This window comes from Nocardioides terrae (assembly GCF_900112345.1).
Classification (GTDB): domain Bacteria; phylum Actinomycetota; class Actinomycetes; order Propionibacteriales; family Nocardioidaceae; genus Nocardioides; species Nocardioides terrae.
In genome coordinates this window covers 144,145-165,052 of record NZ_FOLB01000009.1, presented here as the reverse complement: position 1 = coordinate 165,052, position 20,908 = coordinate 144,145, and the positions used below count along the sequence as shown (strand labels likewise).

Here is a 20,908-nt window from a genome sequence, read left to right as displayed (position 1 = left end):
GCTCATGCCGACCCTGGTGCCGACCCTCGCCGACGTCGTCGCCCTGTTCGACGAGTGGTACCCACCGGACACCGCCGACAGCTGGGACGCCGTCGGACTGGTCGGCGGCGACCCGGCCGACAAGGTCCGCCGGGTGCTCTTCGCCGTCGACCCGGCGCCGGTCGTCGCCCAGGAAGCCGCGGAGTGGGGCGCCGACCTGCTCGTCGTGCACCACCCGCTCTTCCTCAAGGGGGTGCACGGCGTCGCCGCCACGACGCCGAAGGGCAGGACGTTCACCACCCTGGCCCGCGCGGGCTGTGCGCTGCTGACCGCGCACACGAACGCCGACCAGGCCGTCGACGGCGTCTCCCAGGCGATGGCCGACGCGCTCGGCCTGGCCGACCAGCGCCCGCTGGTGCCCGCCGAGCGGCCCGGGACCGGCACCGGCCGGATCGGCACGGTCGCCCCGACGACGCTGCGGGGGTTCGCGGAGACCGTCGCGGCGGCGCTGCCGCGCACCGCCCACGGCGTACGCGTGGCGGGGGACCCGGACCGACCGGTCCGCACCGTCGCCCTGTGTGGCGGGGCCGGTGACTTCCTGCTCGACCAGCTCGCCGCGTCCAGGGCCGATGTCTACGTCACCAGCGACCTGCGGCACCACCCGGCGGGGGAGTTCCTCGAGCAGGAGGGGCCCGCTCTCGTCGACGTCGCGCACTGGGCGGCCGAGTGGACCTGGCTGCCGGTAGTCGCCGCGAAGCTCGCCGATGCACTCGCGACCGGGCCAGGCAATAGGCTGGAGACAAGGGTCAGCACCACCGTGACCGACCCGTGGACGTTCCGCATCTGAACCCGACCCAGGAGCCTGCGCTGAAAGCCGACCCCTTCGCCCAACTGAAGCTGCTCGACGTCGCCGGGCTCGACTCGCGCACGGCCCAGCTTCGGCACGCCAAGGCGAGCCTGCCCGAGCTCGCCGAGATCGCCGAGCTCACCGGGGAGCGCCGCGAGGTCGAGGACAAGGTCCGCGATGCCCGCGTCGTCGTCGACGACCTCACCGCCACGCAGGCCAAGGCCGAGACCGACGTCGAGAACGTGCGGCTGCGCCGCCGTCGCGACCAGGAGCGGATGGACTCCGGTGCGGTCTCGAACCCCAAGGACCTCGAGCGGATGCAGCACGAGCTGGCCACCTTGGACCGCCGCATCAGCGTGCTCGAGGACGAGGAGCTCGAGGTGATGGAGCAGCTCGAGACGGCCCAGTCCGCGCTGGCCGAGCTCGAGCAGCGGCTCACCGGCTTCGACCACCGCCTGGCCGACCTGGCCGTGGCGCGCGACAGCCGGACCGCCGAGCTCGACGCCCAGCTCGCCGCGATCGAAGCCGATCGTCCGGGTGCCGTCGAGGGCCTGCCCGCTGACCTGCTGGCGCTCTACGACAAGATCCGCACCGCCAAGGGCATCGGCGCCGCCGAGCTGCGTGCGCGGCGTTGCGGCGGCTGCCAGCTCGAGCTCGACAACGCCGAGCTCAACCGGATCCGGACGCTGCCCAGCGACGAGGTCGTGCGCTGCGAGGAGTGCTCGCGGATCCTGGTCCGGACCGCCGAGTCCGGGCTGTGAGCCAGGCCGGGCCCGCGTCGGTCGTCGTCGAGGCCGACGGCGGCTCGCGCGGCAACCCCGGCCCGGCGGCCTACGGAGCCGTCCTCAAGGACGCGGCGACCGGTGAGGTGATCGCCGAGGACGGCACCGCGATCGGAGTCGCCTCCAACAACGTCGCGGAGTACTCCGGCCTCATCGCCGGCCTGCGCCTGGCCGCCGAGCACGCCCCCGGCGCGACCGTCGAGGTGCGGATGGACTCCAAGCTCGTCGTCGAGCAGATGTCGGGGCGCTGGAAGATCAAGCACCCCGACATGAAGCCGCTCGCCGCGACGGCCGCGGAGATCGCGCCGGCCGGGACGACGTACACCTGGGTGCCGCGGGCGCAGAACTCGCACGCCGACCGGCTGGCCAACGAGGCCCTCGACGGGCTGCGCAGCGGCGTGACGGTCGCCGGCGACGCCGACTCCTCGCTGCTGGAGGAGATCCAGGATCCCGCCCCGCCGCTCGCGCGCGGTGGAGCGGTCGAGCCCGCGCCTCCGACGACGTTCGTGCTCGTTCGTCACGGCGTCACGCCGCACACGACCGGGAAGCGCTTCTCCGGCGGGCTCGGCGGGTCGAATCCCGGCCTCTCCGACGAGGGCCGCGCCCAGGTCCGCATGACGGCCGAGTGGCTGGCCCCCCTGGAAGAGCGGGTCGTCGTCGTCCTCGCCTCGCCGGTGCGTCGGACGCAGGAGTCGGCACAGATCCTCGCCGACCGGCTCGGGCTGCGGCTCGAGACCGAGCCGGGCATCGCGGAGATGGAGTTCGGCCGCTGGGACGGCATGACCTTCGCCGAGGTCGCCGATCGGTTCCCCGAGGAGATGGCGGAGTGGCGCTCGTCGCTCGACTACCAGCCGGGCGGCGGCGAGTCGTTCCGCGACGTCGAGAAGCGCGTGCTCGGCGCGCTGGCCACGCTCAGGGAGAGGTACGCCGGCCGGACGGTCCTCGTCGTCAGCCACGTGACCCCGATCAAGACGATCGTGTCGCACGTGCTGGACGCGCCACTGGAGTCGGTGTTCCGCCTGGAGCTCGCCCCCGCGGCGGTCAGCGTGGTGTCGTTCTACGCCAGCCCCGGCGAGCCGGACCGCGCCTCGCTACGGCTCTACAACGCGCTGCCCCCCGGCCGCAGCGGGTTCGACACCGCCCCCACGACCTGGTGAATCCCCCGCCGAGGGGTCAATCCCTGCGCGCCGAGGGGTCAATCCGTCAGCACCGAGGAGTCAATCCGTCAGCACCGAGGGGTCAATCCCTGAGCACCGGGGAGTCGATCCGTCACCATCTCCGGTTGCTGTAGCTGTTGGCGAGTGCCTCCCGGACCTCGTCGAGCCACCTCTCCAGCCTGTTCCCGGTGAAGTCTCCGGATCGGACGACCACGACGGTCCAGCCCTGGTCGCGGAGCCAACCGCGTCGCTTGTCGTCGCGCTCCTTCTGCGCCGGATCGGCGAGGTGGTCGTCGAAGCCGTCATACTCGATGCAGATCCGGTGGTGGGGATAGGCGAAGTCCAACCGGTAGGCCTTCACGCCGTTCTTCTCGACCCAGACCTGCGCCTGCGGCGCCGGGATGCCCGCGTCGATGAGCTCGAGGTAGACCCAGCTCTCCCGCGGCGACTCGATGAGCGGGTTGATCAGCAGGATCAGCTCGCGCAGCTGACGGACCCCTCGCCGTCCGCGAAGTCGGGGAAGCTCGCCGAGCAGCTGCTCGGCGGTGATGCCGTGCAGGCGAGCGAACTCGTTGAGCGCCGCGTAGGCGTCGCGGCGGCGGAGGTTGCAGCCCAGGTCGAGCGCGGTACGGAGGGGCGTCGTCACCCACACCGTGCCGACCCGCATCACATCGCGGTCGAGGAGCGTCCGGCGGCCGCCCTTCACCCCGGGGCGTCGAGTGCGGGTCCGGCCGTTCCTGGCGGATGACTCGACAACCGTCGGTACCTCGTGCTCGGCCATCGTCAGCACGTCGATGCCGTGGATCGCCGCCGCGGTGCGGTCGCGTACGACGTGGTGCTCGTCGACGACTGTCGCTAGGCACTCGACGCGCAGCTGGGTCGTGTCGGGGAGTGCCGCGTCGACGTACACCCCTCGGAACGGCTCACGCACAAGTCGGTTGGTGAGCATCTCGGAGATCGTGTAGGTGGTCAGGCCGAGCGCGTGGAGCTCGGCGCGTCTCAACGGGCGCGATGGTAGGTCGGTTGCAGTCATGGGCACACGGTCCAGTCGGACGACGCCGACGAGAACGACGGTCCTTCGCGCCTGTGGACGGCCGCGTCACCGCACAGGCCTGTGGGCGGGAAGTGGCCTGAGAAGTGACTCGTCGATGCCGAGGGATCGACGCCTCGGACATCAGGGATTGACTCCTCGGGGGTGAGGGATTGACTCCTCGGGGGTGAGGGATCGACTCCTCGGGGGTGAGGGATTGACTCCTCGGGGGTGAGGGATTGACTCCTCGGGGAGCGGTCAGAGCTCGCTGACGACCACGTCGAGCTGGGTGCCGGACCGGCCGGGGTCGGAGACCTCGACGGTCCAGCCGAGGTCGCGGAGGGTGGCGGCCAGGGCGGCAGGGGTGCGGGGAGTGGCGCCCGCCTCGAGCAGGGCGCGGGTGATCCGGCCCTTGGTGGCCTTGTTGAAGTGGCTGACGACCTTCCGGGCGCCGCCGGCCTCGTGCAGGACCCGCACGGTGGCGACCCGGCGCGCAAGGTCGGGCGCGGGCTTCCAGAAGGCGGCGTAGGTGCCCGAGCGCAGGTCGACGAGCAGGCCGCTCCCGAGCGCCTCGCGGGCGGTCTCGTCGAGGTGGCCGCGCCAGTGGGCGGCGACCCCGCCGAGTCCGGGGAGCGTGGTGTCGCCGGAGAGCCGGTAGGGCGGGATCCGGTCGGCGGGGGAGACCAGCCCGAAGAGGGACGACGTCACCAGGACCCGCGAGGTCGCGCGCCGCCTGGCGGCCGGCGAGAGCGTCGCGAGCGAGAGGGCTTCGTACAGGACCCCGGTGTAGATCGCGTCGGCACGGGCCGTGGGCGCGGTCCTCAGCGACGCATTGAGGCCGATCAGCTCCGGCTGCGTCTTCGGCACGCCGAGAGCCTCGGCGGCGAGGGCTGCGTCGCCGCTGCACAGGGCGACCAGGCTGTCGATGACCGCCTCGCGAGCCTTCGTCAGTGCCGACAGCGAGAGCGCGTCGAGATCGAGCGACTTGCCTCGAGATGGGGCCGACTTGCCTTCGGAAGGGGGGAGCAGCATCAGCACCCTGGATATGGTGCCGTCATGCCGAGCGGACAGATCATCCGGGTCAGGTCAGTCGAGGGCGGCGTGGCCGCGGCCACGCTGCGCAGTGGGGTCGAGGCGATCCAGGAGGAGCTGGGCGTCAGCGCCGACTTCCCGCCCGAGGTCGAGGCGGCCGCACGCGAGGCCGCGACGAACCCGCGGCTGCCGGAGCTCGACCGCACCGACCTGCCCTTCGTCACCATCGATCCGGCCAGCTCGATGGACCTCGACCAGGCGCTGCACCTCGAGCGGGCCGGCGACGGCTACACCGTGCACTACGCGATCGCCGACGTCGCCGCCTTCGTGTCGCCCGGCGACCCCGTCGACGTGGAGGCGCACAAGCGGGGGGAGTCGCTCTACGGCGCCGACTCCAAGATCCCGCTGCACCCGAAGGTGCTCTCCGAGGACGCCGCCTCCCTGCTGCCCGACCAGGTCAGGCCGGCCCTGCTGTGGACCATCGCGCTCGACGCAACCGGCGACGGCACCAGCGTGCACGTCGAGCGGGCCCTGGTCCGCTCGGTGGCCAAGCTGTCCTACGAGGGCGTGCAGAAGATGTTCGACTCCGGCTCCTTCGACGGCGCGTACGCCGACTCGCTGCCGCTGCTCAAGGAGATCGGCGAGAAGCGGGAGGCCCTGGAGGTCGCTCGCGGTGGGGTCAACCTGCCGCTGCCCGACCAGGAGATCGCGATCGAGGGCGACCGCTGGCGGACGGAGTACCGCAGCCTGCTGCCGGTCGAGGGCTGGAACGCCCAGATCTCGCTGCTGACCGGCTTCGGTGCAGCCTCGCTGATGGTCTACGCCGAGGTCGGCGTGCTGCGCACCCTGCCGCCGCCGGACCCGCGCGACGTCCAGCGGCTGCACCGCACGGCCCGGGCCCTGGGCCTGGACTGGCCGGCCGAGCAGCTCTACCCCGACTTCATCCGCACCCTCGACCCCGGCGACCCCAAGCAGGCGGCGATGGTCGTGGCCTGCACGCGGCTGCTGCGCGGCGCCGGCTACGCCACGTTCGACGGCCAGCTGCCCGAGCTGACCGAGCACAGCGCGCTCGCCTCGGAGTACGCCCACGTCACGGCGCCGCTGCGCCGTCTCGTGGACCGGTACGGCGGCGAGGTCTGCCTTGCGCTCTGCGGCGACCAGCCCGTGCCCGACTGGGTCCACGCGGCGCTGCCGGACCTGCCCCAGACCATGCGCGACTCCGCACACCGCGCGAGCGCCTACGAGCACGGCATCGTCGACCTGGTCGAGGCGGGGATGCTCGCCCCACAGGTCGGGTCGACCTTCGCCGGCGTGATCGTCGACCTCGACGACCGTGACGAGGGCAAGGGCACGGTCACCATCCAGGACCCGGCCGTCGAGGCGAAGGTGACCGGCCCGTCACCGCTGCCGCTCGGGACCGACGTGACCGTGACGCTCACCCAGGCCGACGTGGCCGCCCGCAAGGTGGCTTTCGAGCTGCGCTGACCGCCGCGGCAGCGCCTCAGTCGCCGGTCGCGACAGGCAGGTCGAGGTTGCTCCACTGCGACCACGAGCCGGGGTAGAGCGCCGCGTCGATCCCCGCGATGGCGAGCGCCGCGACCTCGTGGGCAGCGGTGACCCCCGAGCCGCAGTAGGCGCCGACCGGCCGGCTGCCGTCCGCGCCGACGGAGGCGAAGCGACCGCGCAGCTCCTCGGCGCTCTTGAACCGACCGTCGCCGGTCAGGTTGGCGGTGGTCGGGGCGCTGACCGCGCCGGGGATGTGACCGGCCTTCGGGTCGATCGGCTCGACCTCGCCGCGAAACCGCTCCGCCGCACGGGCGTCGAGCAGGACGCCGTCGAAGGCGCCGGCGTCGTCGGCCGTCAGGGTCGGCAGTGCGCCGCCGGACAGCGTCACCGTCCCGGGGGCGGGGGTGACGTCGTCGGTGGCCAGAGGGAGCCCGGCCGCCACCCACGCCGGCAGCGCACCGTCGAGCAGGCGAACGGCCGGGTGGCCGGCCCAGCGCAGCAGCCACCACGCCCGGGCGGCGGAGAGGTTGCCCTCGCCGTCGTAGACCACGACGAGGTCGTCGGCGATCCCCCAGCGGCGCGCGCTGGCCTGGAGGGCGTCGACCGAGGGGAGCGGGTGGCGGCCGTCGGCCGGCTCACCGTGGGCGGCGAGCTCGGAGTCGAGGTCGACGTACACGGCGCCGGGGACGTGGCCGCGCAGATAGTCCTCGTGGCCGGGCGGCCCGCCGAGCTTCCAGCGCACGTCGAGGACGACGGGCGGGCGGGCGGATCCGAGCGCGGCGGCGAGCTCGGGTGCAGTGATCAGGACCTCCACGAGGTGAGTCTGGCAGCCCCCGCGGACACCTGGGGACGGGCGAGGTGGAATCCTGCGCCGTGCAGACCGAGTTGGGGGAAGTGTGAGAGAGACGCTCGAGGCCGAGTTCCGTGCGGCGATGCGCAACGTGGCCAGTCCGGTCGCGGTCGTGACGACGTACGACGGCGAGCGACCGCACGGCAGCACCGTCAGCGCCTTCATGTCGCTGTCGATGGACCCGCTGATGCTGCTCGTCTCCCTCGACAACCGGGCCACCCTGCTCACCCGGCTCCGCGTCGGCTCACCGCTCGGCGTCAACATCCTGGCGAGCGGTCAGAGCGACGTCGCGACGCTGTTCGCCACCCGCGGCGCCGATCGTTTCGCGGCGATCGGGTGGGAGCTGCGCGACGGCTGCCCCGCGCTCTCGGACACGCACGCGTGGGTGGCCACGCGGGTGAGCTCGCTCATCCCGGCGGGGGACCACACGCTGGTCCTGGCCGATGTGGTCGGCGCGGCCCACGACACCCGCGAGCCGCTGGTCTACCACCAGCGGCTCTACGGCACGCACCTGCCGCACTGACCCTGCGCTTGCGCCGTGGGTCCAACCGGTAGGTTCGCATCCGTGCCGAACTGGGCGGAGGCCAACACCTACGAGGCGGGCGACTGGACCCTGGCGTCCCTCCTCGAGGCGAAGGGGGAGACGCGCGTCAGCCTGGTCGTCCCCGCCCGCAACGAGGCGGCGACGGTCGGCCTCATCGTCGGCCGGGTCCGCGAGGCGCTCATAGACACGGCGCGGCTCGTCGACGAGATCGTCGTCATCGACTCCGACTCCACCGACGCCACCGCCGAGGTGGCGTCCACCGCCGGCGCCCGCGTCCACGCGTCGGCGTCGATCCGCCCGGACCTCGGCTCGGTGCCGGGGAAGGGCGAGGCGATGTGGAAGTCGCTCTTCGTCACCACGGGCGACCTGATCGTCTTCATGGACGCCGACCTCGAGGAGTGGGACACCCACTTCGTCCCCGGCCTGCTCGGCCCCTTGCTGACCCGCCCCGAGGTGGAGCTGGTCAAGGGCTTCTACCGGCGCCCGGGCAGCCACGGGCTGGACGGCGGCCGGGTCACCGAGCTGGTCGCGCGGCCGCTCGTCGCCATGCTCTTCCCGGAGCTCGCCGGCCTGGTCCAGCCGCTGGCCGGGGAGTGGGCGGTGCGGCGTTCGCTCTTCTCGTCGCTGTCGGTCCCGACCGGGTACGCCGTCGAGCTGGCCGCCCTCGTCGACACGCTGCGGCTGCGCGGGCTCGACGCGATCGCCCAGGTCGACCTCGGCCGGCGCAGCCACCGCCACCAGGAGCTGCTCGACCTCGGTCTGATGGCGACCCAGATCGTGGCGGCCGCCGGCCGCCGGAGCGGGCTCGTGGCCGAGCCTGGCCCGGGGGCCGCGGTCAGCCTGCAGCAGTTCGTCCCGAGCGAGGGCGCGATCACCAGCACCACCAAGCAGGTGCTGGTCGGCGAGCGGCCGCCGGCGAGGGACGTCCCGGCGGAGGTCGGCGAGACGGAGGTCCACGCATGACGCTGCGGCTGCGACGGCACTCCTTCGCCGACGACCAGCCCCTGATGATGGCGATCGTCAACCGGACCCCCGACTCCTTCTTCGACAAGGGCGCGACCTGGGCGGAGCAGGCCGCGTTCGACCGCGTCCGGCTGGTCGTCGAGCAGGGGGCCGAGATCGTCGACATCGGCGGCATCAAGGCGGCCCCCGGCGAGGAGATCGGGGTCGCCGAGGAGAAGGCGCGCGTGGTCGACTTCGTCGCGCGGGTCCGTTCGGAGTTCCCCGGCCTGGTGATCTCGGTGGACACCTGGCGGGCGGAGGTCGGGGACGCGGTGTGCGAAGCCGGCGCCGACGTGCTCAACGACGCCTGGGGCGGCGCCGACCCGGAGCTGGTCGACGTCGCGGCCGCGCACGGCGCCGCGATCGTCTGCACGCACACCGGGGGAGTGACGCCGCGGACGCGGCCCTTCCGGATCGAGTACGACGATGTGATGGCCGCCGTCCTCGCCGACACCCAGGCCTATGCCTCGCGAGCGCTGGAGGCCGGCGTCGCGCGCGAGTCGATCGTCATCGACCCGGCGCACGACTTCGGCAAGAACACCTTCCACTCCCTCGAGGTGACCCGCCGGATCTCGGAGATGGTCGACACCGGCTGGCCCGTCCTGGTGTCGCTGTCCAACAAGGACTTCGTCGGCGAGACCCTCGACGTGCCTGTCGGCGAGCGGCTGCTCGGCACGCTCGCGGCCACGTCGGTCTGCGCGCTGGCCGGCGCCCGGATCTACCGCGTCCACCAGGTGCTCGAGACGCGGCAGACCGTCGACATGGTGTGGTCGATCGCCGGCCGCCGCCGTCCGGCCCAGGCGATCAGGGGCATCCAGTGAGCCGGATCGCGGTCGTCCCTGGGTGCCTCGCCCTGCTGCCGGCGTACGCGTCCCTGCGTGACCCGGTCGCCCCGCTCCGCGTCGCCGCGCTCTCCGCGGTCGAGTGGCTCGGGCCGGACGTCGAGGTGGTCGGGTCGGATGCCGGGCGCCGGGTGGGCGCCGCGCTGCTCGACGAGGTGGCTCGAGCAGGCGCGCCGGCGCAGCCGGGCGACCGCGACCGTCTCGTCGTTCTCAACGGCTCGGCGTGCCGCACGGAGAAGGCGCCCGGCTACCTCGACCCGCGCGCCGAGGCGTACGACGCCCTGCTCGGCGCCGCGCTGGCCGGGCCGGACCTCGCCGCGCTCAAGGACGTCGACCTCGAGCTGGGCCGCGAGCTGCTGGCCGACGTCGAGGCGCTGCCCGCGCTGGTCGACGCCCTGGCCGGTGCGGAGCTCGTGTCGGTGGACTACGCCGACGCGCCCTACGGCGTGCAGTACTGGGTGATGCGCTGGGAGCGGCCGTAGGGCCCCTCGCTGCGGCTCCGAACCGCGACACGCCGACGTTCGCGGCGTGTCGTGCGCTCCAGCCGCATCCAGCGGCCCCCTCAGTCGACCAACCGCGGCCGGGAGCGGGTCAGCGCGAGGAGGACGCGGTTCCCGTCGCTGTTCGCCACGACCGGGACGAGGTTGACCAGCCCGTCGACGAAGGCGAGCAGGGCGGCCCAGGCGAACGGCGACGTCACCGCAGAGCTCACGTTGTAGTAGGCCAGCCCGATGAGCGCACTGGCCAGCGGGCCGCTCAGCGCGACCAGGCTCTCCGCCCACGCCGTCGCTCCGCGCGAGCCGGGCGCGGCCTCCTCGATCCGGACGGCAGCGCCCGCCTTGAGGACCAGCCCGACCGCGCGACGGCCGAACGCCGCCCCGGCGAGCGCGTGCCCGACCTCGTGGAACAGTGCAGCCGCGAACGCCAGCACCGCGAACGCCAGGGCAGCCACGACGATGCCGTCGCGTCCGCCGACCTCGGTGTGGCCGCCGGCCAGGGCGGTGACGCAGCCTCCGATGAGGTACGCCGTCAGCAGCACGGCCCACGACCGCCGGATCTCGATCGCGAAGTGCCCGACGCGCAGCACGACGGCGCCTCGACGGGTCCCGGACTCCATGCCTCAGCCTTGCCCGACCATGGCGCCGACAAAACCGGTCAGCGGCCGATCGACCCGATTCTGGGTAGGCCCGCGGTCAGTCCTCGGGCAGCGCCGCGAAGGTCTTCTTGGCGTCGCGGTACCAGCCCATGCCGGCGATGGGGTGCTTCCAGCGGTCCTTCATGTCGTTGCGGGCGGGGACGTGCGCCTCGTCGCCGCGGTCGACCATCTCCTTGAGGTGCCGGTCCTGGGCCTTGATCACGTCGTCGGCGGTCGCGCCGTGGTGAGCGAGCTGGCAGGGTCCGCCGAGCTGCTGGCAGGTCATCGTCTTCATCGGAACACTCCTTCTACGGTTGATTCGTCCTGCTGACGGACGGGCCGGCAGAAGTGTGACGTCAGGCCGCAGGAGCCGCCATCGCCCAGCGGATCGTTCCGGTCGCCAGTCCGCCGAGGGCGCGCACGACGGTCCGCTCGGCGACCGGCAGCCAGGGCAGTCGGAGCGGCCGGCGCGTCCAGCGCGGCATCAGCCCGACCGCAGCCGCGACCAGCACGCCGTAGGGCACCCGGGCGGCGGCCGGCAGCGGCGGCTTGAAGAGCAGGTAGCCCACCGCCTCCTGGGCCTCCGGGGTGGCGCGCAGCTCCGGGCGATAGGCCGCCAGGAACTGCCGCAGCTCCTCCTCGGTGGTCGGCGGCTCGAGGACGCCGAGCCGCCGGGCGATCTCGGCCGTCTGGGCGACGTACACGTCCCGCTCCGCCTGATCGAGCGGCCGGGCGCCGTACGTCTGATGCGCCGTGAGGAAGCTGTCGATCTCCGCGGCGTGGACCCAGCCGAGCAGGTGCGGGTCCGTTGCCGTGTAGGGCGTTCCGTCGGGCATCGAGCCGTTGACGTGCTCGTGGATGCGCCGCACGAGCGCGACCGCCGCCTCGGCGTCCTCGACGTGGCCGAAGGTCGTCACGGCGATGAACCTGCTGGTGCGGGCGAGGCGTCCCCACATGTCGCCGCGGTAGCCGCTGTGCTCCGAGACGCCGCGCATGGCCGCCGGGTGCAGCGACTGCAGCAGCAGCGCGCGGATCCCACCGACGAACATCGACGCGTCGCCGTGCACACGCATGATCGGACTGTCCGGCTCGAACCACCGCGGGCCCTCGCGGTAGTGGATCCGGTCGCGGTGCTCGGCGCCGTCCGGGCCTGCCACACGCTCGAAGAGCGCCGCCGCCAGGTTCGTGCGCACGCTGTCGAGAAGCGCCATGGTGCGAGCGTACGTCGGGCCCGTTGCCCGGTCCTTGCCGAATCCGCTGCGGCGGACGTCATGCGACACCAGCGGAGGCGTTTGTGACCGGCGTCACCGGGCCACCGGCTATGGCGGAGGCGCACCCATGACCACTCGCACCGCTCTGCAGCACGCACCCCTCCGCCTGGCGACGCTCGCCGCCGGCCTGGCGACGGCCCTGGCCGTCTCGGGGACGGTCAGATCCGGCGTACCCGCCGGGGCGGCGCCCCCGGAGGCCGACCACGCGTCCGGCGCGGTAGCCTCCCGCACCGCTCCGGGCGGCCCGGGCGTCAAGAGCACGTGGACCGAGGCCGACAAGAGCGGCTTCGGCACGGCTCGCACGCGGCGCAGCAACGTGTGGTTCACGCTCCAGGACGGCCGGGTGAGCGAGGTGTTCTACCCCGACCTCTCGACGCCGAGCGTGCGCAGCCTCGAGCTGGTGGTGACCGACGGTTCGCGCTTCACCGACCGCGAGACCCGGATGCGCCTCCGCACGTCGCGACCGGACCCGAGCAGCCTGCGGTTCCGGCAGGTCGGCGGCCGGGCGGGCCGCTACCGGCTCGTCAAGGAGGTCGTCACCGACCCCCGTCGCGACACGCTCGCCCTCCGGGTCCGGCTCACCTCCCTCGACGGCCGCCGCTACCGCGTCTACGCCGTCTACGACCCGGCCCTCGGCAACGACGGGACGGACGACCGCGGCCGGACCGCCGGACACACGCTGCTCGCCACCGACGGGAGCGTGGCGACGGCGCTGGAGGCGAGGCCCGGCCTGACCCGTCTCACCAACGCGTACGCCGGCCGGGCCGGTGCGCCGATCCGCCAGCTGCGCCGCTCGCGCGACCTCACGCAGCGCTACCGCTCGGCCGGGCCGGGCAACGTCGTCCAGGCGGCCCGGATCAGCCGGCTCGACGGGCGTCGCGGGCACCGGACGGCGACCATCGCGCTCGGGTTCGGGGGCTCGACCCGCACTGCCCGGGCGGCCGCGACCCGCTCGCTGCACGCCGGGTACACGCGGGCGGCGCGTCGCTACGACCGCGGCTGGCACGGCTACCTGTCCTCGCTGCGGCCGGTGCCGGCGAGCGCCGCGTCCGTCGCGCGGCAGTACCGCGCCTCGGCGCTGGTCATCGCCGCGGCCGAGGACAAGCGCAACCCGGGCGCCATCGTCGCCTCGCCGAGCGCCCCCTGGGTGTGGGGCGACAAGAAGCCCGACCTCTCCTCGCCGTCAGGCGCCTACCACCTGGTCTGGGCGCGCGACTCCTACCAGTTCGGCACCGCCCTGTGGGCCGACGGGGACCAGGCCGCCGCCCGCCGGGTCGTCGACTGGCTCTTCGGCCACCAGCAGAAGGCCGACGGCTCCTTCCCGCAGAACTCCGACGTCGACGGCACACCCGTCTGGGGCTCGCTGCAGCTCGACGAGGTCGCCCTGCCAATCGTGCTGGCGCACCTGGTCGGACGGACCGGCCCGAGCACCTGGCCCGGGGTCAGGAGGGCCGCCGAGTTCCTCGTCGGCTTCCACGACCCGGACACCGGCCTGGCCGCGCCGTTCTCACCGCAGGAGCGGTGGGAGAACCAGTCGGGGTACTCGCCCAACTCCATTGCCGCGCAGATCGCCGGCCTCGTGGCCGCGGCCGACATCGCCACCCGCAACGGCCACCCCGAGCTCGCGCAGAGCTGGCTCGCCACGGCCGACACCTGGGCGGCGAACGTGAAGGGCTGGACGGTCACCACCAACGGTCCGCTGTCGGCGTCGCCGTACTTCCTGCGGCTGACGAAGAACGGCCAGCCGAACACCCCGTCGCCCTACCAGATGGGCGACGGCGGCCCGGCCTCGGTCGACCAGCGCCTGGTGGTCGACCCCAGCTTCCTGGCCCTCCCGCTGATGGGCATCCTGCCCTCGTTCGACCCTGCGATCGCCTCGTCGCTCGACGTGGTCGACCAGCAGCTGAGGTTCGAGACGCCGAACGGGGCGTTCTGGCACCGCTTCAGCTACGACGGGTACGGCGAGACGACGACGGGTGGCGAGTGGACGATCACCGACCCCGGCACGTTCATGACCTTCTGGCGCGGCTGGCCGATCCTCGCCGCCGAGCGGGGTGAGTACGAGGTCGCGGCCGGCCGCTCCGGCGCGTCGTACCTGGCCTCGGTGGCCGCGGCCGCCAACCCCAGCGACATGATCTCCGAGCAGGTCTGGGACGGCCGGCCGCCGACCGGGCGTCCCTGTTGCGAGCCGGGGGAGGGCACCCGCGCCGCGACGCCGCTGGTGTGGTCGCACGCCGCGCTGATCCGGCTGGCGTGGACGATCCAGCAGGGTCGGCCGGTCGACCAGCAGGACATCGTGACGGGGAGGTACCTCCCCTAGCGGCTCGTTCCCCTCGCGCTTGGGCGGCGCTCGCCGTGGGTAATGCACGCCATGACCGAGAGCAACGACAGCGCAAGGTGGGAAGCGATCCAGGCGGTGGTCGACCGGGTCACGTCGTGGCAGGACGGAGCGACCGAGGGAACCGTCGCCGATGAGCTGAGCAAGGGTTTCGGCGAGGCAGGGGTGGAGGTCTCCGCCGATGACGTGACGAGGCTCGCCGACGCGATCGAGAGCCGGCACGGCGCGGTGTCCGCCGAGGAGGTGCTGTCCTCGTGAGCGGGCCGGACGCCGCCCACCGTCGGCCCGAGGGGCTCGACGACGCGACGGTCGAGGCGCTGGGCAAGCTGTCCGAGGCGCTCGAGGCCGTCGAGGAGGCGCGCGGCCACCTCTACGCCTTCCACCGGCGCACCGGCACGGCCGACCTGATGCTGGGGGACGCCGTGAAGTTGCTGCGCGACGCCGGGCACGAGGACCTCGCCGAGCGCGTCGACACCGAGCTGCTCGGCCGCAACGTCATCCCCGGGCACTGGACGTTCCAGATCGTCGAGGGCTACGACGACAACTACTACTCCTACTTCAAGACGCTCGAGCAGGACGCCCGCGATCAGCTCGCCGCCGGCAGGCGTCACCTCTACGAGGCCGAGATGAAGGAGGACCGGCGCACCCACGGGCGGCCCGGTCACGAGGCCCGGCCCGACGACCTCCAGCGGTAGCGCAACGGCCCGCGCCGGACACGAGGTGTCCGGCACGGGCCGTCGTACGCGGGTCAGGTGGGCTCAGCGGAGCTTGAGCACACGGGTCGTGGTGCCACGCGTGGCGGACGTGGCTCCGACGACCGCGCGGTAGCGCGTCCTGCGCGAGCCGTTGTGGTCGGCGACCGAGATCGTCGCGGTCCCGTCGGCCCCGATCGTGCCGCGGGCCACCGGGCCCCGCCGACCGAAGCGGGTGAGGGCGACCTTGGCGCCCACCGCTCCCGGCGCCGTCACGACGACGACGTCCCGGTGGGCCTTCGAGTGACCCTTGATGCTCGCGGTGACTGACTTGGGCCCGGCCGGCTTCGGCGCGGGCACGGGGCAGGTCGACGGAGCGGCCTTCCCGGCGAACCGGTCGGCGATGTAGGCCAGCGCCGAGAAGACGAACGTCTGGCCGGCTGCGGTGTGCGTCGCACCCGGCAGCTCGGTGTAGCTGACCGTGACGCCCTTCGCGCAGTAGCGGTCGGCGAGGGCCTTCACGTCAGCCGCGACCATGACGCCGTCGCCGGTGCCGTCGGCGTTGCCGTTCACCATCATCATCGGCGCCTTCGGGGTGCCGTGGGTGCCCATCCGGAGGTGGTTGACGATGCCGTCCACGACCGGGATGTCGAGGAAGGAGGCGTACTCCGGCTTGAGCAGGTCGCTGAGCCTGACGCCGGACTCGGCGGCGTTGAAGTCCGCGATGCAGGAGTCCTTGATCGCGTCGGTGTCGTCGAGGCCGCGCTGCGTCAGGTACGGCGTGAAGTCGATGTCGAACGCTCGGCCCAGCGAGACCATGGCCGCCGGGATGACACCGGCCCATGCCGCACTGCCGTTGGTGTAGCTCACCACGTGGCCGAGGTCGGCCGGGACGCCGCCGATCGCCGTGCCGACGAGATTGAGCTCCGGGGCGTACGTCGGGGCGAGCTCGGTCGCCCACTCGCCGGCGATGGACCCGCCGGAGTAGCCGGCGAGGGCCACCTTGGTGGAGGCGCTGACGCCGAGCTGCTGCTCGGTGGCGCGGATCGCGTCGAGCGTGCTCCAGCCGGACTCGTCGCCGGCCGCCCAGTGGTGATCCCTGCCCTCGAAGTCGGGGACGGTGACGGCGTACCCCTGCTGGACGAGCAGGCCGATGACCTGCGCCTCCTGGCCGGGGCCGTTGCCACCGCCCTGCAGCGTGTAGCTGGGGTCGCACACCTCGCCCAGGCCGTCGTAGAAGCTGAGGTAGGCGACGATGCCCTTGGTGGCGGCGCCCGCGGGGTTGAGCACCGTGGTCACGGTCGTGCTGGGGTGCCTCTGCTCGTCGGTGGTGCGGTAGAGCAGCTGGGTCGCGCTACCGAGACCGGGGAGCGCGACGTCGCGATGGTCGATCACGTCGCCGGGCGCTGCATCGGGCTGCGCGGCAGTGGCGTAGAAGGGGTCCTGGCTCGGGGGCGGGACGGGGGCCGCGTTCGCGGCGGTGAACATGCTCGGCGCGAGCACGGCGGTGGCGGCCGCTGCCGTGAAGGCGGCCCTGATGCGAAGTGACATGTGCGGATCATCACAGACCCGCAGGCGCCGCGTGCATCGATTCGCGACCTATGCGCGCGTCGCCTGCACGAAGGTGACCCTCCCGAACCGGTGATCGACGTGGGCGACCTCCCGCGCGTCGGAGAACCCGGCACCCAGGAGCAGCTCGGGGACAGCGCTGCCGTGGTTGTGGGCGACGGCGCGCGCCGGTACGACGCGGGACATCAGCCCGTGCAGCCCGGAGTGTCCGGATGCGCGTCCGCCGGTGTGGTCGTGGCTCCCTCCGCCGAGGTCGACGATCGTGATGCGCCCACCGGGTCGGAGGACGCGGAGCGCCTCCCGGGCGAAGTCCGTCCGGCCGTCGTCGTCCAGGTGGTGCAGGGCCAGCGACGAGAGCACGTGGTCGAGGGAGGCGTCCTCGGCGGGCAGTCGGTCGGCGTACCCCTGGTCGAGCGTGAGCGACACGCCACGGCGACGGGCCTTGCGCGCCGCTCGGCGGAGCGCGTCACCGTCCGGGTCCAGCCCGGTGACGCGCGCAGCGGGCTGACGGGCGAGCACGGCGAGGGCGAGGTTGCCGGTCCCGCAGCCGACGTCGAGCGCCGACTGACCGGGCCGGACGTCGGCCAGCTCGGCGGCTCGGGCGTGCAGCGCTCCGACACCGGCCGCTCGCGTGAAGACGTCGTAGAGCGGGAGCAGCCACGTCCGCCCCATGCCGGGCAGGAAGCTGCGGGCACGCTCCTCGGGGGTGCGCTGGTCGAGGATGTGTACGTCGGGTCGGGTCGTCATCGGTGCTCCTGTGGTAGACCTGCTGCTGTCACCTCCAGCATTGGACGGATCGACGTTCCCGGGTCGGACGGAAGTCGGTAGCCATGAGACATTCTTCGGTCGCGAGCCGCGTGTCGACCTCTGCCCTCCGGACCGTCCGGTCCGACGGCACGCCGGTCTACCGCTACGACCAACGCGCGGGCCGGCCGCCCATGTCCGTCTTCCGTTTCGACCTCGCCTCCCATGGGAGCGATCTCCCGCCGAGCCATCGTCACGCGCACGACTTCCTCGTCCTGGTCCACGTCGAGGAGGGCGAAGGCGAGTTCCACGTCGACGGCGTCGCACGAGAGCTCCGCGCGGGCGGCGTGCAGGCCGTCTCGCAGGGCGAGGTGATCGGCCCGGCCGCTCCCGCCCACATCGCCCGCTGCCGGGCCTGGTCGCTGGCGTTCCTCCCTGACGCCGTCCCGGCGCTCGCGTCGGTGTCACCCCTGATGCGCGCTCATCATCCGCTCCTGGCCCTCTTCGCGCCCGGCGCGGGTCAAGCAGTGGTGCCGGAGACGGAACGCGACCGCTGGACGCGGTGGCTCACCGACCTCGACGACGAGCTCGCCCACCCTGAGCGGCTGGGCGCGGGCGAGGCCGCAGCCGGGCTGCTGACCAGCGTCCTCGTCGCGGCCGCCCGGCTGGCGCCGGCGGTCCCGAGCGTCCCCGACCCCTTGGTGGCCCGGGTCTTCGAGGAGATCGAGGCGACGTTCCGGGAGCCGGTCTCCGCAGCCGACGTCGCCCGTGCGCTGGGTTACACGCCGGGTCACCTGACGACACTGGTCCGGCGGTCCACCGGCCGCCCGCTGCTGGAGTGGATCACCGAGCGCCGCATGACGGAGGTACGTCGGCTGCTGCGCGAGACCGACCTGCCGCTGGCCCTCGTGGCGGCCCGGACCGGCCTGCGCGACGCGTCCTACCTCGTCCGCCGCTTCCGCAGCCGCTACGGGACCACCCCTGAGGCCTGGCGGCGGAGCCAGCGCTCCGCCTAGTCGCGCGGGGTGGTGCGGGGTGACGCGGCCAACCGCTCAGTCGCCGCGGACCCGGCCCCGCAACGCCTTCGTCCGTCCGAGCTGCTTCTTCGCCTCGACGCGCCGGCGCTGCGAGGCCCGGCTGGGCTTCGTCGGCCGCCGTGGCGGTGGCGGCGGAGCCAGCGCCTCGCGCAGCAGGGCGACGAGCCGCTCGCGGGCGGCGATGCGGTTGCGCAGCTGGGAACGGTGCTCGGAGGCCACGACCGAGACTCGTCCCTGCGTCATGGAGTCGGCCAGGTTCCGGAGCAGGTGGCTGCGCTGGGCGTCGGTGAACGCGGTGGAGGTCGCGGGCCCGAAGAGCAGCTCGACCCGGGTGTCGGTGGTGTTGACCGACTGCCCACCCGGCCCGGCGGAGCGGGAGAAGCGCTCGACCAGCTCACCCGCCGGGATGGTGGCACCGGACGGAAGCCCGGGGCCGGCCGGCACCGCGAGGTCCTGCCCTGGCTCGCTCATGCCCCGACCGTATCGCCGACCGCATCTCCGACCGTATCGCCGACCGCAGGGAGCAGGGCCGGTCGATGGGTACCGGGACCACATGACACAGGTGCCGACCTGGCCCGACGACCCGGAGTCCATGCCCGAGAGCGACCCCATCGACCCCGGTCACGAGCCGGGACCGGGCGCCGAGCCCGACCCCGACGACCCGCCGCGTCGCTGAGCGCGGCGAATCCACGACCCGACCACTCCCTCGGGCCGCGGGAGAAACTTCAGATGTCGATGTCGAAACGCTGGACGAGCGTTCGACATACGTGCGAGAAGTACCTCACCGCCAACGACTAGGAGTGATCGAGATGCCGCGTTTCATGGGATTCGTCAGGATGGAAGAGGGCGTCGGTACGCCGCCGCAGTCGCTGTTCGAGGCGATGGACGCCTACATCGCCGAGCAGGCGGCCAAGGGTGTGTTCCTCGACGGCGGCGGTCTCTACGGCACCGAGGACGCGGTGAACTTCGTCGTCCGCCAGGGTGAGGTCACCCGGGTCGACGGTCCGTACGCCGAGGCCAAGGAGGTCGTGGGGGGATGGGCCATCATGCAGTACGACACCCTCGAGGAGGCCGTGGCCGACCAGCAGGTGTTCGCCGAGCTGCACGCCAAGCACTGGCCCGAGGTCACCGTGATCTCGACGATGCGCCAGATCTCCACGGGCCCGGAGGCGCCCGGCGAGTGAACGGACCTCCTACGCTGGCCCCGTGCCGGTAGACGAGACCAGCGCCGAGGACCCGACCGGGGCCGTCTACGCCGCGTGGCGGGCCGGCTCGGCCCGCCTCGTCGGCGCCCTGACCCGGATGACCGGTGACGTCGGCCTCGCCGAGGACCTCGCGCAGGACGCGCTCGTCGCTGCCCTCGAGCAGTGGCCCGCGGCCGGCGTACCCGAGAACCCCGCCGCCTGGCTGATGACGACCGCGAAGCGGCGGGGGATCGACCAGTTCCGCCGCGCCGACACCCTTCGTCGCAAGCTGGCGGAGCTCGAGCACGCCCAGGCGGGGGAGGAGGAGGAGATGCCCGACCTCGACGGCCAGGTCGACCACATCGAGGACGACGTCCTGCGCCTCGTCTTCTTGTGCTGCCACCCCTCGCTGACCCCGGAGTCCCGGGCCGCGCTGACGCTCCGGCTGGTCGGCGGCCTCACGACCGGCGAGATCGCGCGGGGGTTCCTCGCGAGCGAGTCCGCCATGGGCCAGCGGATCTCGCGCGCCAAGAAGACGCTCGCCGAGGCGCACGCCGAGTTCGACCTGCCCATGGGCCAGGAACGGACCGAGCGGCTCGACGACGTCATGGCCGTGGTCTACCTGATCTTCAACGAGGGCTATGCCGCCACCGCGGGCGAGGACTGGATGCGTCCGGACCTGGCGAACGAGGCGATGCGGCTGGCGCGCATGCTCGCCGTCGTCGCCGCCGACGAGCCCGAGGTGCTCGGGCTGCAGGCGCTGCTGGAGATCCAGGGCTCGCGGATCCCGGCCCGGCTCGACGAGCACGGCGCTCCTGTTCTGCTCGAGGCGCAGGACCGGAGCCGCTGGGACCAGCTGCTGATCCGGCGCGGGCTCGGTGCCCTCGAGCAGGCGGAGGCGCTCGCCGCGCGCGGGAAGCCGGTCGGGAGGTACTTCCTGCAGGCCTCGATCGCCGCTCAGCACGCCCGTGCGCAGCGGGCCGAGGACACGGACTGGCGCCGGATCGCGATGCTGTACGACGTGCTGGCCGGTGCGGCGCCGGGCCCCGTGGTCGAGGTGAACCGGGCCGTCGCGCACGGGCGGGCGTTCGGCCCGGACGCAGGGCTCGCCGTGCTGGCGGAGCTCGGCGCCCGCGCTCTCGGCGACTCGCCCCTCGTCCCCAGCGTGCGTGGAGACCTGCTCGAGCGGGCCGGGCTGCACGCGCAGGCGCACGAGGCGTTCACCGAGGCGGCCCAGCGCTCCAGCAACGAGAGCGAGCGAGCGCTCCTGCGCCGGCGCGCCGCGGCGAACCTGGCTCGAGCCGCGCAGTCACCGTGAGCCCGCCGGGCGTCGAGCCGATCGACGACGCCGCCCACCAGCTGCGTGG

Annotated in this window: 24 protein-coding genes; 15 read left to right on the top strand and 9 right to left on the bottom strand. The window is 73.2% G+C overall.

The window, feature by feature from the left end:
- Nucleotides 1–4 precede the first annotated feature (4 nt).
- From BM236_RS13350 to BM236_RS13340, 3 genes are read left to right on the top strand one after another with little or no spacing between them, the layout of a single operon-like run.
- Nucleotides 5–826 carry a Nif3-like dinuclear metal center hexameric protein gene (locus BM236_RS13350; protein WP_091124616.1) on the top strand — a complete coding sequence of 274 codons (822 nt, stop codon included), beginning with the start codon at nucleotides 5–7 and terminating at the stop codon, nucleotides 824–826.
- Nucleotides 808–1,587 (top strand): zinc ribbon domain-containing protein, encoded by a 780-nt coding sequence (locus BM236_RS13345; RefSeq protein ID WP_245750326.1) that lies wholly within the window; start codon nucleotides 808–810, stop codon nucleotides 1,585–1,587. Before BM236_RS13350 ends, BM236_RS13345 begins: the two co-directional genes overlap by 19 nt.
- Nucleotides 1,584–2,765 (top strand): bifunctional RNase H/acid phosphatase, encoded by a 1,182-nt coding sequence (locus BM236_RS13340; RefSeq protein ID WP_091124614.1) that lies wholly within the window; start codon nucleotides 1,584–1,586, stop codon nucleotides 2,763–2,765. The genes BM236_RS13345 and BM236_RS13340 overlap by 4 nt, the downstream gene beginning before the upstream one ends.
- 112 nt (nucleotides 2,766–2,877) lie before the next feature.
- Here the strand turns inward: BM236_RS13340 and BM236_RS13335 are convergent, their stop codons facing one another.
- Together BM236_RS13335 and yaaA are read right to left on the bottom strand one after the other, a co-directional pair.
- Entirely contained in the window at nucleotides 2,878–3,768 is an 891-nt protein-coding gene (locus BM236_RS13335) for a DUF559 domain-containing protein (RefSeq protein WP_245750325.1), read from the bottom strand.
- Between the two features lie 285 nt (nucleotides 3,769–4,053).
- Nucleotides 4,054–4,827, bottom strand: a complete 774-nt coding sequence (gene yaaA / locus BM236_RS13330; protein ID WP_245750324.1) for a peroxide stress protein YaaA — start codon at nucleotides 4,825–4,827, stop codon at nucleotides 4,054–4,056.
- 24 nt (nucleotides 4,828–4,851) lie between these two features.
- Here yaaA and BM236_RS13325 point away from each other — a divergent pair, with 24 nt between their 5' ends.
- Nucleotides 4,852–6,312 (top strand): RNB domain-containing ribonuclease, encoded by a 1,461-nt coding sequence (locus tag BM236_RS13325; protein ID WP_091124608.1) that lies wholly within the window; start codon nucleotides 4,852–4,854, stop codon nucleotides 6,310–6,312.
- A gap of 16 nt (nucleotides 6,313–6,328) precedes the next feature.
- On the opposite strand, the gene BM236_RS13320 is transcribed toward BM236_RS13325, so the two are convergent.
- Nucleotides 6,329–7,147 (bottom strand): sulfurtransferase, encoded by an 819-nt coding sequence (locus BM236_RS13320; protein WP_245750323.1) that lies wholly within the window; start codon nucleotides 7,145–7,147, stop codon nucleotides 6,329–6,331.
- Nucleotides 7,148–7,229: 82 nt separating this feature from the next.
- Here BM236_RS13320 and BM236_RS13315 point away from each other — a divergent pair, with 82 nt between their 5' ends.
- Genes BM236_RS13315 through BM236_RS13300 form a run of 4 tightly spaced genes read left to right on the top strand, consistent with a single transcriptional unit; the run spans nucleotide 7,230 to nucleotide 10,053 of the window.
- Complete coding sequence (locus BM236_RS13315; RefSeq protein ID WP_245750322.1) at nucleotides 7,230–7,706, top strand: flavin reductase family protein; 477 nt, start codon at nucleotides 7,230–7,232, stop codon at nucleotides 7,704–7,706.
- Nucleotides 7,707–7,748: 42 nt separating this feature from the next.
- Entirely contained in the window at nucleotides 7,749–8,690 is a 942-nt protein-coding gene (locus tag BM236_RS13310; RefSeq protein WP_091124600.1) for a glucosyl-3-phosphoglycerate synthase, read from the top strand.
- Entirely contained in the window at nucleotides 8,687–9,550 is an 864-nt protein-coding gene (gene folP / locus BM236_RS13305; protein WP_091124598.1) for a dihydropteroate synthase, read from the top strand. Before BM236_RS13310 ends, folP begins: the two co-directional genes overlap by 4 nt.
- Complete coding sequence (locus tag BM236_RS13300) at nucleotides 9,547–10,053, top strand: class III extradiol ring-cleavage dioxygenase family protein (RefSeq protein ID WP_091124596.1); 507 nt, start codon at nucleotides 9,547–9,549, stop codon at nucleotides 10,051–10,053. Before folP ends, BM236_RS13300 begins: the two co-directional genes overlap by 4 nt.
- A gap of 80 nt (nucleotides 10,054–10,133) precedes the next feature.
- Here BM236_RS13300 and BM236_RS13295 read toward each other — a convergent pair whose 3' ends face one another.
- From BM236_RS13295 to BM236_RS13285, 3 genes are all read right to left on the bottom strand, one after another.
- Nucleotides 10,134–10,688: a M50 family metallopeptidase gene (locus BM236_RS13295; protein WP_091124594.1), complete on the bottom strand. Its 555-nt coding sequence runs from the start codon at nucleotides 10,686–10,688 to the stop codon at nucleotides 10,134–10,136.
- A 76-nt stretch (nucleotides 10,689–10,764) separates the two neighbouring features.
- Nucleotides 10,765–11,001: a hypothetical protein gene (locus BM236_RS13290; RefSeq protein WP_091124592.1), complete on the bottom strand. Its 237-nt coding sequence runs from the start codon at nucleotides 10,999–11,001 to the stop codon at nucleotides 10,765–10,767.
- 61 nt (nucleotides 11,002–11,062) lie between these two features.
- Entirely contained in the window at nucleotides 11,063–11,917 is an 855-nt protein-coding gene (locus BM236_RS13285; protein WP_091124589.1) for an oxygenase MpaB family protein, read from the bottom strand.
- A 127-nt stretch (nucleotides 11,918–12,044) separates the two neighbouring features.
- Here BM236_RS13285 and BM236_RS13280 point away from each other — a divergent pair, with 127 nt between their 5' ends.
- The 3 genes from BM236_RS13280 to BM236_RS13270 are packed head-to-tail and all read left to right on the top strand — an operon-like array spanning nucleotide 12,045 to nucleotide 15,010.
- Nucleotides 12,045–14,297, top strand: a complete 2,253-nt coding sequence (locus tag BM236_RS13280; RefSeq protein ID WP_091124587.1) for a glycoside hydrolase family 15 protein — start codon at nucleotides 12,045–12,047, stop codon at nucleotides 14,295–14,297.
- A 51-nt stretch (nucleotides 14,298–14,348) separates the two neighbouring features.
- Nucleotides 14,349–14,573, top strand: coding sequence for a hypothetical protein (locus tag BM236_RS13275; RefSeq protein WP_091124732.1), 225 nt, complete (start codon nucleotides 14,349–14,351; stop codon nucleotides 14,571–14,573).
- Nucleotides 14,570–15,010, top strand: a complete 441-nt coding sequence (locus tag BM236_RS13270; RefSeq protein ID WP_091124584.1) for a hypothetical protein — start codon at nucleotides 14,570–14,572, stop codon at nucleotides 15,008–15,010. Before BM236_RS13275 ends, BM236_RS13270 begins: the two co-directional genes overlap by 4 nt.
- A 63-nt stretch (nucleotides 15,011–15,073) precedes the next feature.
- On the opposite strand, the gene BM236_RS13265 is transcribed toward BM236_RS13270, so the two are convergent.
- Nucleotides 15,074–16,558, bottom strand: a complete 1,485-nt coding sequence (locus tag BM236_RS13265; RefSeq protein ID WP_091124583.1) for a lipase family protein — start codon at nucleotides 16,556–16,558, stop codon at nucleotides 15,074–15,076.
- A gap of 48 nt (nucleotides 16,559–16,606) precedes the next feature.
- Entirely contained in the window at nucleotides 16,607–17,323 is a 717-nt protein-coding gene (locus BM236_RS13260) for a class I SAM-dependent methyltransferase (protein WP_091124580.1), read from the bottom strand.
- A 110-nt stretch (nucleotides 17,324–17,433) separates the two neighbouring features.
- Here BM236_RS13260 and BM236_RS19030 point away from each other — a divergent pair, with 110 nt between their 5' ends.
- Nucleotides 17,434–18,336 (top strand): AraC family transcriptional regulator, encoded by a 903-nt coding sequence (locus BM236_RS19030; protein ID WP_245750321.1) that lies wholly within the window; start codon nucleotides 17,434–17,436, stop codon nucleotides 18,334–18,336.
- 36 nt (nucleotides 18,337–18,372) lie between these two features.
- Here the strand turns inward: BM236_RS19030 and arfB are convergent, their stop codons facing one another.
- Nucleotides 18,373–18,828, bottom strand: a complete 456-nt coding sequence (gene arfB / locus BM236_RS13245) for an alternative ribosome rescue aminoacyl-tRNA hydrolase ArfB (RefSeq protein ID WP_091124575.1) — start codon at nucleotides 18,826–18,828, stop codon at nucleotides 18,373–18,375.
- 82 nt (nucleotides 18,829–18,910) lie between these two features.
- On the opposite strand from arfB, the gene BM236_RS19520 reads away from it, so the two are divergent.
- From BM236_RS19520 to BM236_RS13235, 3 genes are all read left to right on the top strand, one after another.
- Nucleotides 18,911–19,033 carry a hypothetical protein gene (locus BM236_RS19520; protein WP_281247658.1) on the top strand — a complete coding sequence of 41 codons (123 nt, stop codon included), beginning with the start codon at nucleotides 18,911–18,913 and terminating at the stop codon, nucleotides 19,031–19,033.
- 133 nt (nucleotides 19,034–19,166) lie between these two features.
- Nucleotides 19,167–19,541, top strand: a complete 375-nt coding sequence (locus BM236_RS13240; RefSeq protein WP_091124726.1) for a YciI family protein — start codon at nucleotides 19,167–19,169, stop codon at nucleotides 19,539–19,541.
- Between the two features lie 22 nt (nucleotides 19,542–19,563).
- Entirely contained in the window at nucleotides 19,564–20,859 is a 1,296-nt protein-coding gene (locus BM236_RS13235; RefSeq protein ID WP_091124573.1) for an RNA polymerase sigma factor, read from the top strand.
- Nucleotides 20,860–20,908 lie beyond the last annotated feature (49 nt).

Bases quoted from the DNA above. Each gene is read 5' to 3' on its own strand.
- BM236_RS13350 (WP_091124616.1), top strand. From the start codon at position 5: ATGCCGACCCTGGTGCCGACCCTCGCCGACGTCGTCGCCCTGTTCGAC.
- yaaA (WP_245750324.1), bottom strand. From the start codon at position 4,827: ATGCTGCTCCCCCCTTCCGAAGGCAAGTCGGCCCCATCTCGAGGCAAG.
- BM236_RS13325 (WP_091124608.1), top strand. From the start codon at position 4,852: ATGCCGAGCGGACAGATCATCCGGGTCAGGTCAGTCGAGGGCGGCGTG.
- folP (WP_091124598.1), top strand. From the start codon at position 8,687: ATGACGCTGCGGCTGCGACGGCACTCCTTCGCCGACGACCAGCCCCTG.
- BM236_RS13295 (WP_091124594.1), bottom strand. From the start codon at position 10,688: ATGGAGTCCGGGACCCGTCGAGGCGCCGTCGTGCTGCGCGTCGGGCAC.
- BM236_RS13290 (WP_091124592.1), bottom strand. From the start codon at position 11,001: ATGAAGACGATGACCTGCCAGCAGCTCGGCGGACCCTGCCAGCTCGCT.
- BM236_RS13285 (WP_091124589.1), bottom strand. From the start codon at position 11,917: ATGGCGCTTCTCGACAGCGTGCGCACGAACCTGGCGGCGGCGCTCTTC.
- BM236_RS13280 (WP_091124587.1), top strand. From the start codon at position 12,045: ATGACCACTCGCACCGCTCTGCAGCACGCACCCCTCCGCCTGGCGACG.
- BM236_RS13275 (WP_091124732.1), top strand. From the start codon at position 14,349: ATGACCGAGAGCAACGACAGCGCAAGGTGGGAAGCGATCCAGGCGGTG.
- BM236_RS13265 (WP_091124583.1), bottom strand. From the start codon at position 16,558: ATGTCACTTCGCATCAGGGCCGCCTTCACGGCAGCGGCCGCCACCGCC.
- BM236_RS13260 (WP_091124580.1), bottom strand. From the start codon at position 17,323: ATGACGACCCGACCCGACGTACACATCCTCGACCAGCGCACCCCCGAG.
- arfB (WP_091124575.1), bottom strand. From the start codon at position 18,828: ATGAGCGAGCCAGGGCAGGACCTCGCGGTGCCGGCCGGCCCCGGGCTT.
- BM236_RS19520 (WP_281247658.1), top strand. From the start codon at position 18,911: ATGACACAGGTGCCGACCTGGCCCGACGACCCGGAGTCCATGCCCGAG.
- BM236_RS13240 (WP_091124726.1), top strand. From the start codon at position 19,167: ATGCCGCGTTTCATGGGATTCGTCAGGATGGAAGAGGGCGTCGGTACG.